At 74.4% G+C, this 12895-nt stretch carries 12 protein-coding genes and 1 pseudogene; 4 read left to right on the top strand and 9 right to left on the bottom strand.

Translation table 11 applies throughout. From position 1 onward, the window contains the following. A pseudogene (locus ACFXPL_RS32705) lies at positions 1–751 on the top strand (DUF2029 domain-containing protein); the annotation flags it as partial. After that, positions 748–2088, top strand: coding sequence for a glycosyltransferase 87 family protein (locus ACFXPL_RS32700; RefSeq protein WP_384926478.1), 1341 nt, complete (start codon positions 748–750; stop codon positions 2086–2088). The pseudogene ACFXPL_RS32705 and the gene ACFXPL_RS32700, both read left to right, overlap by 4 nt. Here the strand turns inward: ACFXPL_RS32700 and ACFXPL_RS32695 are convergent. Further along, positions 1973–3247, bottom strand: coding sequence for a PP2C family protein-serine/threonine phosphatase (locus ACFXPL_RS32695; protein ID WP_384926476.1), 1275 nt, complete (start codon positions 3245–3247; stop codon positions 1973–1975). The genes ACFXPL_RS32700 and ACFXPL_RS32695 overlap by 116 nt on opposite strands. Before the next feature lie 195 nt (positions 3248–3442). On the opposite strand from ACFXPL_RS32695, the gene ACFXPL_RS32690 reads away from it, so the two are divergent. Continuing rightward, positions 3443–4216, top strand: coding sequence for a DUF4232 domain-containing protein (locus tag ACFXPL_RS32690; protein ID WP_384926474.1), 774 nt, complete (start codon positions 3443–3445; stop codon positions 4214–4216). 33 nt (positions 4217–4249) lie between these two features. Here ACFXPL_RS32690 and ACFXPL_RS32685 read toward each other — a convergent pair whose 3' ends face one another. Further along, on the bottom strand, positions 4250–5572 hold the full coding sequence (locus ACFXPL_RS32685; RefSeq protein ID WP_384926472.1) for a CAP domain-containing protein: 1323 nt from the start codon (positions 5570–5572) through the stop codon (positions 4250–4252). Positions 5573–5742: 170 nt separating this feature from the next. On the opposite strand from ACFXPL_RS32685, the gene ACFXPL_RS32680 reads away from it, so the two are divergent. Beyond that, positions 5743–6063, top strand: a complete 321-nt coding sequence (locus ACFXPL_RS32680) for a DUF6191 domain-containing protein (protein WP_384926470.1) — start codon at positions 5743–5745, stop codon at positions 6061–6063. Between the two features lie 37 nt (positions 6064–6100). Here the strand turns inward: ACFXPL_RS32680 and ACFXPL_RS32675 are convergent, their stop codons facing one another. Genes ACFXPL_RS32675 through ACFXPL_RS32645 form a run of 7 tightly spaced genes read right to left on the bottom strand, consistent with a single transcriptional unit; the run spans position 6101 to position 12895 of the window. Then, positions 6101–7327 (bottom strand): exo-alpha-sialidase, encoded by a 1227-nt coding sequence (locus ACFXPL_RS32675; protein ID WP_384926468.1) that lies wholly within the window; start codon positions 7325–7327, stop codon positions 6101–6103. Beyond that, complete coding sequence (locus ACFXPL_RS32670) at positions 7327–8121, bottom strand: HpcH/HpaI aldolase/citrate lyase family protein (protein WP_384926466.1); 795 nt, start codon at positions 8119–8121, stop codon at positions 7327–7329. Before ACFXPL_RS32670 ends, ACFXPL_RS32675 begins: the two co-directional genes overlap by 1 nt. 60 nt (positions 8122–8181) lie before the next feature. After that, entirely contained in the window at positions 8182–9162 is a 981-nt protein-coding gene (locus ACFXPL_RS32665) for an aldo/keto reductase (RefSeq protein ID WP_384926465.1), read from the bottom strand. Beyond that, the gene (locus tag ACFXPL_RS32660; protein WP_384926463.1) at positions 9159–10076 is read right to left on the bottom strand and encodes an ATP-binding cassette domain-containing protein; all 918 of its coding nucleotides are present in this window, start codon (positions 10074–10076) and stop codon (positions 9159–9161) included. The genes ACFXPL_RS32665 and ACFXPL_RS32660 overlap by 4 nt, the downstream gene beginning before the upstream one ends. Next, positions 10073–10966 carry an ABC transporter ATP-binding protein gene (locus ACFXPL_RS32655; protein WP_384926460.1) on the bottom strand — a complete coding sequence of 298 codons (894 nt, stop codon included), beginning with the start codon at positions 10964–10966 and terminating at the stop codon, positions 10073–10075. Before ACFXPL_RS32655 ends, ACFXPL_RS32660 begins: the two co-directional genes overlap by 4 nt. A 3-nt stretch (positions 10967–10969) precedes the next feature. Then, positions 10970–11962 carry an ABC transporter permease gene (locus tag ACFXPL_RS32650; RefSeq protein ID WP_384926458.1) on the bottom strand — a complete coding sequence of 331 codons (993 nt, stop codon included), beginning with the start codon at positions 11960–11962 and terminating at the stop codon, positions 10970–10972. Between the two features lie 3 nt (positions 11963–11965). Continuing rightward, positions 11966–12895 carry an ABC transporter permease gene (locus tag ACFXPL_RS32645; RefSeq protein ID WP_384926456.1) on the bottom strand — a complete coding sequence of 310 codons (930 nt, stop codon included), beginning with the start codon at positions 12893–12895 and terminating at the stop codon, positions 11966–11968.

Raw genomic sequence — 12895 nt, 5'->3', positions numbered from 1 at the left:
GGCGGGGCCCGGCCCCGCCCGCGGGACCGGACCGGCCGCGGGCGCCAGGCCGCTGTGGGCCACCGTCCTGGTCACCCTCGCCGCACTGGTCAAGGCGCCCGCCGCGCTCGGGTTGCTCGCCGTCGCCGCACTGTGGTCCGGCCATCTGACCGGCCGGGCCCGGCTCGTCAGGGCGACGGCGCTGACCGGCGCCGTCGCCCTGACCACCACCGTCCTGGTGACGGCCGTGACCGGCACGGGATACGGCTGGCTCGCCACCCTCGCCACCCCCGTGTCGCCGGACAACTGGTCCCTGACCAGCGGACTCGGCCGGCTCACGGGCGCGCTGCTGGACGCGGCGGGCACCGGTCTCGGCGACCTGGCCGTACCGGCGTGGCGCTGGTGCGGACTGGCGGCCACCGCCGTGTCCTTCGCGCTGCTGTGGCTGCGCCGTACCGGCCTCGGACCGGTGTACGCGCTGGCGCTGAGCCTCCTCGCGCTCTTCGCGCTCGGCCCGGCGTTCCGACCCTGGTACGCGCTGTGGGGACTGTTCCTCATCGCCGCCGCCGCGCCCGACGGCCGGATCCGCCGCTGGGCCGCGGCCGGCAGCGGCGTCCTGGCCCTGGCGCTGCTGCCCAGCGGCGTTCCGCCGGACGCGATGCGGATGACGCTCGCGGTGGGCGGCGGGGCGCTCGGACTGCTCGCCCTGTGGTGGATGTTCGAGATGTCGGACCCGGCGACACTGCCCTCCCGCGCTCGGACCGCTTCATGAGCGGGAGAGCGGCGCACCGGGCCGTGGCGACCCCCGCCCGCCGGGTGCTCACCGCCGGCTGCCTGGTCGTGGCCACCGCCGTCTTCCTCGCGACGGTCCCGCTGCACCGGGACTTCTTCGACGTGGCCGTCTACTACGGCGCGGTCGGCGACTGGGTCCACGGCGGCCGGATCTACGACTACCTCAAACCCGGCACCCACTACGGCTTCACCTACCCGCCCTTCGCCGCGGTCGCGATGGCGCCGATGGCGCTGGTCTCCTGGCCCGTGGCGGTCGCGATCAGTGTCGCGCTGAGCGCCGTGGCCTCGGCGCTGCTGCTGCACTGGCTGGCCGCCCCGGTCGTCCGGCGCGCGCTCGCCGCCCGTACGGACGCCGCCGGCGGGGAGGGTACGGAGGCGGCCGGCCGCGTGTGGTTCGTGCTCACCGTCGTCGGCTGCCTCTTCGCGCTCCTCGAACCCGTCCGGGACACCTTCAGCTTCGGCCAGGTCAACCTCGTGCTCGTGGCGCTCGTCTTCGCCGACGCGCGGCTGCTCGCCACCGGGCGCGGCCGGTACGCGGGCGTCGGCATCGGACTGGCGACCGCCGTCAAGCTCACACCCGGACTCTTCATCGGCTATCTGCTGATCACGGGCCGCCGGCGTCAGGCCGCGCTCGCGACGGCCACGGCGGGCGGTGCCACCCTCCTCGCCGCCCTCGTGGACCCGGCCGCGTCCCGGGCCTTCTGGACCGGAGCCCTGTGGGACACGGACCGCGTCGGCGCGCTCGCCTACGTCTCCAACCAGTCGCTCCAGGGCGTCCTGGCCCGCCTCCAGCCCGACCATCCGAGCCGCGCGCTCTGGGCGGTGTGCGTCCTCGCGGTGCTCGTCGTCTGGGCGTACCGGGCCCGCGCGGCCGTGCGCGCGGGTGACGACCGCGCCGGATTCGCCCTCACCGGCCTCGCCGCCTGCCTGGTCTCCCCGGTGACCTGGGTGCACCATCTCGTCTGGCTGATCCCGGCGCTGATCGTCCTGGCGGACGCGGCGTCGGCAGGACCGGACGGCGGGCGCCGCGCCCGGCCGGCGGTGTGCGCCGGCCTGTACGTGGTGCTGTGCAGCAGCGTGGTCTGGCTGTGGCGGTGGGACTCGACCGGCCCCGGCGCCTTCCTCGGCGCCAACGCCTATGTCTGGATCACGCTCGGGCTGCTGCTCGTACCACCGCGTCCCCGGCGCGGACGGGCGGCCGTCACGGACGGGGCGGTCGGGGCGGTCGGGGTGGTCGGGGTGGCCGCCACTCGATCAGCAGCAGCGTGGCGTCGTCGCGGAGCTGATTGTTCTGGCGGTCCAGGATCGTGTGGATGATCCGGCGCAGCGCCTCCGGCGCCAGTTCCCCGGCGGCGGCGCCGCGGATGATGGAGTCGGTGAACCGGCCGAGACCGAACTCGTCGCCGCCCTCGATACGTGACTCCGTCACCCCGTCCGTGTAGAGCAGGACCCGGTCGCCCGGTTCGAGCACGATCTCGTGCGACGCGCGGGGGGTCGTGGCCAACTGGGAGGGCAGCCCCATCGGCGGTTGCGCGGGCCGCTCCAGCGCCTTGTCCAGGACACGGCGGCCACGGATCAGGAGCGGCGGGGGGTGCCCGCAGTTGCACCAGCGGAAGACGCCCTCCGCCAGATCGAGCTGGGTGACGATGCCGGTGCAGTACTGGTCGGGCAGCCACCGCCCGAGCGCCTGGTCGATGGTGCTCACCAGCTCCGTCAGCTCGGCGCCCGCGCGGCGGGCGTTGCGGCAGCCCGCCATCGCCACGGTGGTGGTCAGCCCCGAGGCCAGATTGTGGCCCATGGCGTCGAAGATCGCGGCATGCAGGGTGGACGGGGTCAGCGCGTGATCGAACGCGTCACCCCCGATGTGGTACGCGGGCTCCAGCACCGCCGTGGAGACGGCGCGGTCACAGCCGATGGTGCGTGGCGGCAGCAGGCCGCGCAGCATCTCCGCGGGCAGGTCCATGGCCTCGGTCCTGGCGTGGCGCGCGTAACTGTCGCTGTACGCGCGCTTCGAGGTGATCGCCATGGCGAGTATGGAGGCGAGCATGCGGCAGCGCCGCAGCCGGGCGGTGTCGAGGGCGTCCGTACTGATTCCGAGGAGGCCGAGCCGCTCCGCCCCGTCGACCAGCGGCAGCCAGGCGGTGAGCCCGCCCCCCGGGCGCTCCTCGACGCGCAGATCGAGCCAGCGGTAGGCGGAGCCCGCGACGGAGGTGTCGACCTGGATGGTGGGCGGGCCGCTGGTGAGGGGTACGAGGTGGCGCTGCTGGATGTCGACGAGATAGACGACGATCCGCTCCAGGCCGATCGCGGTCGCGCACCGGTTCACCAGGTCGGGCAGTTCCATCGGGGCGGCGGTGTGGGCCCGCGCGAGGAGTTGTTCGAGCAGCCGCTCACCGGGGCCGGGCGGGCCGGGCCCGGCGAGGGGTTCCTGCCCGGACGCCGCCGCGGGGCCGGTCCCGGGGGGTTCACCCGCCATCAGCGACCACCTCCTCCCCCTTGAGTCTCACACCCCAGCCGTGGTTGTGCCCGCCCTGACCGGGCACACGGGCGGGCGGGCGCCCCACGGTCCTCGGGGCGGAGCCATGCCGTATTTCCCCGGACTTCCGGGTATATGTGCGATGGGTGCGTTTGTGGCGGGTATCCGCACGATGCGAAGGGACAGGTGGAGCACATGTCCGATCACTCCCAGATCTCCGGGGCGACACCCCCGCGACCCCGGGGCGCGAGCGCTCCACGGGCCGGGGGGAGCCGCGGGGCGTGGCGGATCGCCGCCATGGCGGCGAGCGCGACGCTGCTGGCGGTGGCCACCGCGGCCTGTGACAGCGGCGGGGGATCCTCCGGAGGCCCGGCGGCCTCCGCCCCGCCCGCCGCCTCGGCGACCGCGTCCACGGGCGGCGGCGGCACGGCGGGGGAGACCACGGCGGGCAGCGGTACGACGGGGGACGCCACCGCGGGGAGCGGTACGGCGGGGGCGTCGAGCACGCCACCCGCCCCGTCCGCACCGGCCTCGTCGCCCCCGATATCGGGACAGGCGCAGACCACCCCGGCACGCTGTACGGCGGCCCACCTAGGGCTGGGCCTGAGCGCCCCCAACCCCGGCGCGGGCCAGATCTACTACGACCTGCGGCTCATCAACAAGGGGCCGGGCTCCTGCACCCTGCGGGGCTTCCCGGGCGTCTCCCTCCTCGCGGGCGACGGCGCCCCCATCGGCGAACCGGCCACCCGCGAGGGCGGGCAGCTCCCCGCCGTGACCCTGGCCCCCGGCGCCGCCGCGCACATCACGCTGCACACCCTGAACAAGGGCATCAAGGGCTCGACCTGCTGGCCCCGGCCCAGCCTGCTCCAGGTCTATCCGCCGGAATCCAGGGACGCGATGACCCTGGCCACCTCCGCCCCCGTGGTCTGCGGGGACACCTTCACCGTGAGCGCGGTCGGCGCCGACTGACACCGCCCCGGGCGCTCCTCCCTCGAACCGGTTTCAGCCGGACCGGCCGAAGAGCTGGGTCCAGTACGTGCCGGCCGGGCCGCCGTCCGCGAAGCCCACTCCGAGATGGGTGAAGTCCGGCTTGAGGATGTTCGCCCGGTGGCCCGGACTGTCCATCCAGCCCTGGACCACCTCGCGCGGGCTCCGCTGGCCGCACGCGATGTTCTCCCCGATGGAGCGGTGCCGGGCCCCCGCGGCGGCGGCGCGGTCCCAGGGCCGCAGGCCCTCCGGCGAGGTGTGCGAGTAGAACGCGCGGTCCGCCATGTCGGTGCTGAACGCCTGCGCGGCCACTGTCAGCCGGGGATCGTCGGCCAGCCGCCCGAGCCCGGCCGCCGCGCGTTCCGCGTTGGTGCGGGAAAGGACCTCGGCGACGGTCGCCGCCAGGCCCCGTACGGTGAAGGGCCGCGCCCACAGCGCCGTCCAGTACGTCTCACCGGAGCCCACGTCCGTGGCGCTGCCGATGCCCGCGTCGGAGAGGTCCGTGTCGTACAGCGGTGCGCGCCTGACCCCGTCGCTCAGGCAGTACTCCACGAACTCGGCCGCGGTACGGGGCCCGGAGACGAGATGCTGTTCGATCCGCAGCCAGCGGTAGCCGCCCGCGGTGACGCGCTGGAAGACCGAGAGCCCGTCGGGACCCTCCGCGCCGAGCCGCCGCCCGCGCGCCATGGCCGCCGCGTGGGCCGCCGCCGCGGCCGTGAGCCGGCCGTCCAGGGCGAGTGGAGGCAGCCCCGCCGCCTGCCGCCGGCCCCGGACGATCGCGTCGAACTCGGCCGCGGTCCCGGTCAGGTGCGGCGCGGCCGGCGCGGGCCCGGCGGGTGCGCTCGGCCCGGCCGGCTCCTCCGCGACGTCGACGCCGAAGTCGCGGGCGATCCCGGCCAGCCCGTCCGCGTACCCCTGCCCGAGCGCGCGCAGCTTCCAGCCGGGGCCGCGCCGGTACACCTCCGCCAGGAGCAGCACCGTCTCGTGCGTCGGGCGGGCGGGGCTGAACCGGACGAGGACCCCGGGGCCCGGTCCCGTGACGGTCATCTCCGGGGCCGGCAGAGCGCCGAGCGGTGTGGCCGGATCGGCGGCGCTCACGACCACCGTGAGCCGACCGGCGCCGGCCCGCAGCCCACGCGGATCTACGCTGATGCCGCCGCCCGGCAGCAACCGGACGCCGGGAGCGGACGGCTGGTTGTAGAAGACGAAGTCGCCGTCGCCGCCGACCTTTCCGCTGTCGCCGGTGACGAGGACGGAGAGGTCGAAGGGGCCCGGCACCCGGATCGACAGCTCCGTGTCCGGCAGGGCCAGATTGCCGCCGGCCGTCAACTCGCTCATCGGCACCGCCTGTCCGGTCGAGGGCCCACACGGACCCGGGCGGTCCGGTGCGGCCTCGCTCCGTGAACGTCCGGCCGGGGCCGGACGGTTCCGCACCGCCCGGCCCGCCGTCGACTCCGGAGCCTGGTCGGACCTTCCTGCGGCTCCGTGCTCCCGCCCATACTGGGGCGATGGAGACCGTGGTGTTCATGACGCTGCCCGGACTGGTCATCGTGCTGACGGTGGTCGCCTTCGTCGACCAGCTTCTGCTGCGCGCCGGACGGGCGGGGATGCTGCCCTGGCGCAACGGAGCACGGCAGGGACAGATATCGGCCACCGGCTTCGAGCAGCTGCACGCGAGCTTCTCGCCGGGCAAGCAGAACGAGTTGAAGGAGCGGCAGTCGGCGCTGCTGCTGCGCGACGACGAGGAGGACGGCGCCCCGCCGCACCGGACCACGGTGGATCTGGACGGCGGGACAGCGGTCGTACGGATGCCGGGCGCCCAGGGCTGAATCCGTCGTCCGCGGACGTCCCGCGCGAGCCCGGCCGTCAGTCGGACAGGTGCGCCTCGGTCCATTCCGGCGCGAGCCTGACGTACTGGATGGAGCGGCGGTGACGGGTGAACGCCACGTGCAGCGTTCCGTCCCCGGAGCGGGCGACCGACGGATAGGACAGTTCGCGGTTGAGCCCGTCCCGGGAGTTGTTGGTGAGGCAGTATCCGTCCCCGGTCGCCAGATCGTGCCGTACCGGCCAGGTCAGCCCGCCGTCCGACGACACGGAGAGGGTCAGCGGAGCACGGGGAGCGCCCCAGAAGGCCGCGCCGCCGTCGGGGGCCCCGGCCGGTGGCGCGGCGCCGTCCTTCGCCCCCTCGCTGACCCCGTCGTCGTCGATCTCGTCGTAGAGCGACTCCCGGCGTTCGGTCGCGTCGGCCGCGCTGCTGTGGTTGTGGACCAGCGCGAGGCGGCCGTCGGCCAGCGGCACGAACTGGATCGACGAGTTGTTGTTGGGCACGGCCAGCGGCTCGGGCGCGCTCCAGGTCTCCCCGTCGTCCCACGACGCACAGCGGTGGACGGCGTCCGCGCGGCGGCTGCGGAACAGCGCGACCAGCGAACCGTCCGGTGCCGGCTGGACGTTCATGTGCACCAGACCGGTGGAGCCGGGTACCGGCCGCTCCGTCCAGCTCTCCCCGGCGTCGTCACTGACCATCACGGAGCTGGTGTCCCGGCCGCCCGACCAGCGCTCGCCCGGCGCGGTCAGGCACCGGAACACCGGCAGCAGCCAGCGCCCCGACGGCAGTACGGTGACCGGCTGGCGTACGAATACCCCAACCGGTGACGGTACCGTCGTGGCGGGGAACAGGACCTGGGACTCGCCCCAGGTCGCGCCGCCGTCCCGGCTGACCCGTCGCCGTACCTCGGCGGTGTCCTGATGGCCCGCCCGCTGCGCGGTGTGCAGCAGCCACAACTCGCCCGAGGGCGCCGGGAAGAGGACCGGGTTCTGCTCGGAGCGGCCGGTGTCGCCGGAGAGCCGCACCGGCTCCGACCACGCCGAGCCGCCCGGGGCGAGCCGGGAGAACCAGACGGAGATGTCGGCGACGCCCTCCTGCGTACCGGCGAACCAGACACAGCCGAGGCCGCCGCCGGGCAGCACCGTCAGATTCGCGGCGTGGTTCTGCACGGCGGGCGCCGACAGCAGGGCCTCCGCGCGCCCCGGCTCCGTGGCGTGCGGGCGGAGCACGCCGTCCGCACCGCCGTACGTCGCGGTCCCGGTGGCCATCAGGCGTCCCCGGACGGGCGGGCGTCGGCGAGATGACGGCCGGCGATCTGCTCCAGATGCGTCAGATCGCTGGCGACGGTCGCGAACGTGTACCCCTCGGCCAGCCGCCTGGCCGCGCTCGCCCCGTCCGCGTTGTGGATGCCCGCGGCGATCCCGGCCGCGGCGGCGGCCTCCCGCACCGTGACCAGCGCGGCCTCGAACCGGTCGGCCACCGCCGGGTCGGTGGAGGTGGCGCCGCCGATGGCGATCCGCAGGTCGGAGGGGCCGACGTAGACGCCGTCGAGCCCTTCGGTGGCGCAGATCCCGGCGACGTTGGCCAGCCCCTCCGCCGTCTCGATCATCGCGAGCACGACGGTCTGCTCGTGCGCCTCGGCCGGGTTGGGGCCGATCCGCAGCCCCGAGCGCATCGGGCCGTACGAGCGCCGCCCGAGCGGCGGGTAGCGTACGGCGGCCACCGCGTCGGCCGCGTCCTGGGCGTTGTCGATGAGCGGCACGATCACCCCGGCCGCGCCCGCGTCGAGCGCCTTGCCGATCGGCGTCGGGTCGTTGGCGTCGACCCGCACCAGACCGACGGCGGTGGATCCCTTGGTGTCGATGGCGGTGAGCGAGGCGAGCAGGCCCGCGTACTCGATCAGACCGTGCTGCGCGTCCAGCGCCACATAGTCGTAGCCGAGGCGCGCGACGCGCTCGGTGGAGACCGGTGAGTCGAGGACGGACCAGTAGCCGACGAGCTGCTCGCGGGCGCGCAGCGCGGTGGCGAAGGCGGCGGGCGTACCGGACGTGTCGCGGGTCATGGGGAGGGCTCCTTGAGAGCGTAGGGGGTGTGCCGTGGGGTGGGTGGGGCGCGGGAGCGGTCAGCGGTGGTACGCGGGCATCGGGCCGCGCAGGGCGGCGCCGACCTCGTCGCAGGCCGCTGTCACGTCCTCGGGCAGCGGACCGGCCTGGGCGGCCGCGATGTTGGCCCGCAGATGCTCGGTGCGGGAGCCGCCGAGCAGCAGCGCGTCCGTCGAAGGCCGGTCCAGCAGCCAGCGCAGCGCCAGTTCGGTGAGGGGGACGCCGGCCCCGGCGGCGATCCCGGTGAGCTGTTCCACCGCGGCGAACAGCCGCTCGTCCCAGTAACGCTCCCGGTACATCGCGGCCAGCCGGGAGTCCCCGAACCGGCCGGAGTCCGGGGTGCGGGAAAAGATGTGACGGCCTGTCAGGAGACCGCCTCCGAGCGGGTTGTAGACCATCGTGCGCAGGCCCGTGACGGACGCGTACTCGACGTACTCCTCCTCCAGCCGGCGCGCCAGCAGGTTGTGGAGCTGCTGGGCGACGACGGGGCGCGGCGCCCCCAAGGCGTCTGCCGTGCGGGCGAGTTCGGCGATCTGCCAGGCCGAGTGGTTGGACACGCCGAGGGCGAGGATCTTGCCCTCGGCGGCGAACTCCGCGACAGCGGTGAGGGTTTCGGCGATCGGCGTGGCCCGGTCCGGCTGGTGCAGGTAGAACAGGTCGACGTGGTCGGTGCCCAGCCGTTTCAGGCTGCCCTCCAGCGCGGCGCGCATCCCGGCGGCGGAGAGCGGGGCGTGGCCGTCCTGGTCGGGGTGGGGGATGCCGGCCTTGGTCGCCAGTACGACCCGGTCGCGGCGGCCCGGCAGCAGCGCGGCGAGGATGCGCTCGCTCTCGCCGCCCGCGTAGCCGTTCGCCGTGTCGACGCCGGTGATGCCGGCGTCCAGCGCGGTGTCGAGCATGGTGGCGGCGCCCGCGCGGTCGACGGTGTCGCCGAAGGTCATCGTGCCGAGCACGAGCCTCGACAGCGGGCGGGGGAGCTGCGGCAGGTCGATGCCGGTGGTCACGAGCGGTTGCCTTCCGGTGCGGTGGTGAGCGGCGCGGCCGCGGTCGCGCGGAGCGCGGGGTTGAGGACGTGCCGGGGTTTGACCCCCCGGACGGTGGTGGGGTCGAGGGCGGCCCGGCGCAGCGCCCGGGTGTACGGCTCGGCGGGGGAGGCGAGGACGGCGGCGGTCGGGCCGCGCTCGACGACCCGGCCGGCGTTCATCACCACGACGTCGCTGCTGATCTCCCGGACCACCCCGAGGTTGTGGGCGATGATCAGGTAGGCGATGCCCGTCTCGCTCTGGAGCTCCCGCAGCAGCTCCAGCACCTGGGCCTGTACGGACACGTCGAGGGCGGAGGTCGCCTCGTCGCACACCAGCAGGTCGGGCCGGGAGGCGAGGGCGCGGGCGATGCCGATGCGCTGGCGCTGCCCGCCGGAGAACTCCGGCGGCCTGCGGTGCAGCGCGGTGGCGGGCAGGCCGACCCGGTCGATCAGTTCGGCCGCGCGCCGCGCGCGCTCCGCCGGGTTCCCGGCGCCGGAGAGGCGCAGGGGCTCCGCGACGATCTGCTCGGCCGTCAGATGCGGGTCGAGCGAGCCGTACGGATCCTGGAAGACCATCTGCACCCGCCGCCGCAGCGGGCGCAGCCGCCGCTCCGGCAGCGCCGCGATGTCCGTACCGTCCAGGACGATCCGGCCCGACGCGGGTTTCAGCAGCCGTACGAGCGCCCGCGCGAGGGTCGACTTGCCGCAGCCCGACTCGCCGACGACGGCCAGTGCGCCGCCGCGCTCCAGGGTGAGGCTCACCCCGTCGACGGCGCGGAACGGGCCGTGTGCGGTCGGGTACTCGACGACCAGGTCCTCGACGCTCAGCAGGGGCACGTCCGACGCCGCGGCTTGCGGAGCTCCGGCTTCCGCGGCGGGTACGGGGGCGCTCATGTCGCCGCCCCCTGCGGCGCGGCGCCGGACAGCGCGTCCTCGTCCCAGGCGCCGAGCCGCGGCACGGCGGCGAGCAGGGCGCGGGTGTACGGCTGGGCCGGCTCGTCCACGATGCGCGCGGCGGGACCAGATTCCACGAATCTGCCCTCCTTCATGACATGGATACGGTCGGAGACGACCCGGGCCACCCCCAGATCATGCGTGATCATCAGCATCCCGAGGGACTCCTGTTCCTGTAGCTCCATCAGCAGATCGAGAACGCCCGCCTGCACGGTGGCGTCCAGCGCGGAGGTCGGCTCGTCCGCGATCAGCAGTTCCGGCTCACCGGCGAGCGCGACCGCGATCAGCATGCGCTGGAGCATGCCGCCGGAGAACTGGTGCGGGTACGCCTTCCAGCGGGTCCCGGGGTGCGGGATACGGACCTGCGCCAGCAGGTCGGTGCCCCTCTCCCGTACCTCCGCGCGGGACAGCGCGGGGTGGCGCAGCCGCAGCGCGTCGCCGAGCTGGCGGCCGATGGTGTGGACGGGGCTGAGCGCCGTCATCGGGTCCTGCGGGATCAGCGAGACGGTGCGTCCGCGCACCGCGCGGGCCGCCGCCGGGTCGGCGATGACGTCCCGCCCGCCGATCCGTACGGCGCCGGACAGCACCGCGAGTCCTTCGGGCAGCAGCCGCAGGACGCCCATGGCGGTGGTCGACTTCCCCGAGCCGGACTCACCGATCAGGGTGACGGTCTCGCCCCGGCCCACGGTGAAGCTCACCCCGTCGACGGCGCGGATCACCCCGTGCGCGGTGATCAGTTCGACCTGGAGGTTCTCGACGTCCAGCAGCGGGACGTCCGTACCGGGCCCCGGGCCCGTCCCGGCGCCGGTCCTGCTTTTTGTCCCGGTCATGGCTCAGGCTCCCTTCTTGGCGCGCGCCAGGCGCGACCCGCGCGGTACGCGCGCTCCACGCGGTGCTCCGACCGCCCGCGTACGGTCGCGCAGACCGTCGCCGATCAGGTTGACGCCGACCACGAGCAGGGCGATGACCAGGCCCGGCAGGGTGACCAGCCACCAGGAGGTGGTGATGTAGTCCTGGCCGTCGGAGATGATCCGGCCCCAGGTCGCGAACGGCCGCTGCGGGCCCGCCCCCAGGAAGCTCAGCGCGCTCTCCAGCAGAACGGCCTGGGCGAGCAGCAGCAGGACGACCAGGCTGGCCGGGCGGATCACGTTGGGGATCACATGGCGGCCGAGGACCGACCAGCCGCGCAGTCCCAGCACGCGGGCGGCGGCGACGTACGGCTTCTCCCGTTCCACGAGGACGAGCGAGCGGGTGAGCCGCGCGACCTCCGGCCACTGGGCGACCGCGATCACACAGGTGATGACGGTGACCGAGGGGCCGAAGAGCGCCACCACGAGCAGCAGCATCATCAGCAGGGGCAGCGCGAGCTGGGCCTCCAGCAGCCGGGAGACGACCGCGTCGACCCAGCCGCCGAAGAACCCGGCCGCCGCGCCCGCCGCGACGCCGATCACCCCGGAGACGAGGACGGCGAGGATGCCGACCGTCAGCGACACCTGGCCGCCGTGCAGGATCCGGGAGAGCAGGTCCCGGCCGAGCTGGTCCGTGCCGAAGAGGTGGCCCTCGCTGAGCGGGGGCAGCCGGCGCCGGGACAGATCCTGCGCGTCGGCGCCCGGCAGGGGCAGCAGCGCCGCCAGCGCGACGGGCAGGACGACGAGCGCGGTGCAGACCGTGCCGGCCCACAGCTTGAACCGGGCGCCGCGCCGCTGCCGGGTGGCGGTGGCACGGGCGAGATCGCGGGCGGTGACCGCGCTCGGCCGGGCGCCGGAGGGCGCGGGACCGGCGGGGGCGGTAGCTGAAGAGGCGGCGGTACGCGGGGCGGTGGTCATGTCTCAGGCCGCCTTTCCGAGGCGAACCCGCGGATCGAGCAGCGGGTAGGCGAGGTCGACGAGGAGTTGGACGAGGATCGCGAGGACCGCGGTGACCAGGACGGTGGCCTGGATGAGCGGATAGTCCCGGGTCTCCAGGGCGCGCACCACGAGCGAGCCGACCCCGGGCCAGCCGAAGACCACCTCGACCACGACGACGCCGTTGAGCAGCGCCGCGAAGCGGGTGCCGAGAGCGGTGAGCAGCGGCACCCCCGAGTTGGCGAGGGCGTAGCGCCAGGTGAGGGTGGACTCGGAGAAGCCGCGGGAGCGGGCGACCATGATGTACGGGGAGTTCAGCGCCGTGGTCATCTCGCGCCGTACCAGCCGCGAGATCAGGGCGAGTTGGAGGACGGCGACGGTGACGGTAGGCAGCACCAGACCGCTCCAGGAGGTGAATCCGGAGGCGGGCAGCACGGGCAGCAGCACGGCGAAGACGGTCAGCAGCATCACACCGGTCCAGAAGTCCGGCATGGACTGACCGGTGATGGTCAGGACGTTGGCGCCCAGTTCACGCTTGGAGTCGGCGCGGCGCGCCATCCACACCCCGAGCGGAACCGCCACCACGGCGGTCACCGTGATCGCGGCGACGGCGAGGGTGATGGTGTACGGCATCCGGTCGAGGACCACGTCGAGGGCCGGGGCGTGGAAGGAGTAGCTGGTGCCCAGGTCGCCGGTGAACAGATCGCGCAGGAAGATGCCGTACTGCGTGAACAGCGGCTGGTCGAGGCCGAACTGGCCGCGGATCCTGGCGAGATCGGCGGTGGTCGCCGTGGGTCCCGCGTACGCGGCGGCCGGGTCGCCGGGCGCGAGCCGGACCAGCAGGAAGACCGTGGTCAGGGTGAGGAAGACGGTCAGCAGGCTCTGGCCGAGCCTGCGGGCGAGGTACTTCGGCAC

It is taken from the genome of Streptomyces sp. NPDC059092, from assembly GCF_042756365.1.
In the GTDB taxonomy this organism is placed as follows: domain Bacteria; phylum Actinomycetota; class Actinomycetes; order Streptomycetales; family Streptomycetaceae; genus Streptomyces.
This window is presented reverse-complemented; position numbering and strand designations above follow the sequence as displayed.

Coding starts and splice junctions, on each gene's coding strand:
- ACFXPL_RS32700 (WP_384926478.1), top strand. CDS start 748: ATGAGCGGGAGAGCGGCGCACCGGGCCGTGGCGACCCCCGCCCGCCGG.
- ACFXPL_RS32695 (WP_384926476.1), bottom strand. CDS start 3,247: ATGGCGGGTGAACCCCCCGGGACCGGCCCCGCGGCGGCGTCCGGGCAG.
- ACFXPL_RS32690 (WP_384926474.1), top strand. CDS start 3,443: ATGTCCGATCACTCCCAGATCTCCGGGGCGACACCCCCGCGACCCCGG.
- ACFXPL_RS32685 (WP_384926472.1), bottom strand. CDS start 5,572: ATGAGCGAGTTGACGGCCGGCGGCAATCTGGCCCTGCCGGACACGGAG.
- ACFXPL_RS32680 (WP_384926470.1), top strand. CDS start 5,743: ATGGAGACCGTGGTGTTCATGACGCTGCCCGGACTGGTCATCGTGCTG.
- ACFXPL_RS32675 (WP_384926468.1), bottom strand. CDS start 7,327: ATGGCCACCGGGACCGCGACGTACGGCGGTGCGGACGGCGTGCTCCGC.
- ACFXPL_RS32670 (WP_384926466.1), bottom strand. CDS start 8,121: ATGACCCGCGACACGTCCGGTACGCCCGCCGCCTTCGCCACCGCGCTG.
- ACFXPL_RS32660 (WP_384926463.1), bottom strand. CDS start 10,076: ATGAGCGCCCCCGTACCCGCCGCGGAAGCCGGAGCTCCGCAAGCCGCG.
- ACFXPL_RS32655 (WP_384926460.1), bottom strand. CDS start 10,966: ATGACCGGGACAAAAAGCAGGACCGGCGCCGGGACGGGCCCGGGGCCC.
- ACFXPL_RS32650 (WP_384926458.1), bottom strand. CDS start 11,962: ATGACCACCGCCCCGCGTACCGCCGCCTCTTCAGCTACCGCCCCCGCC.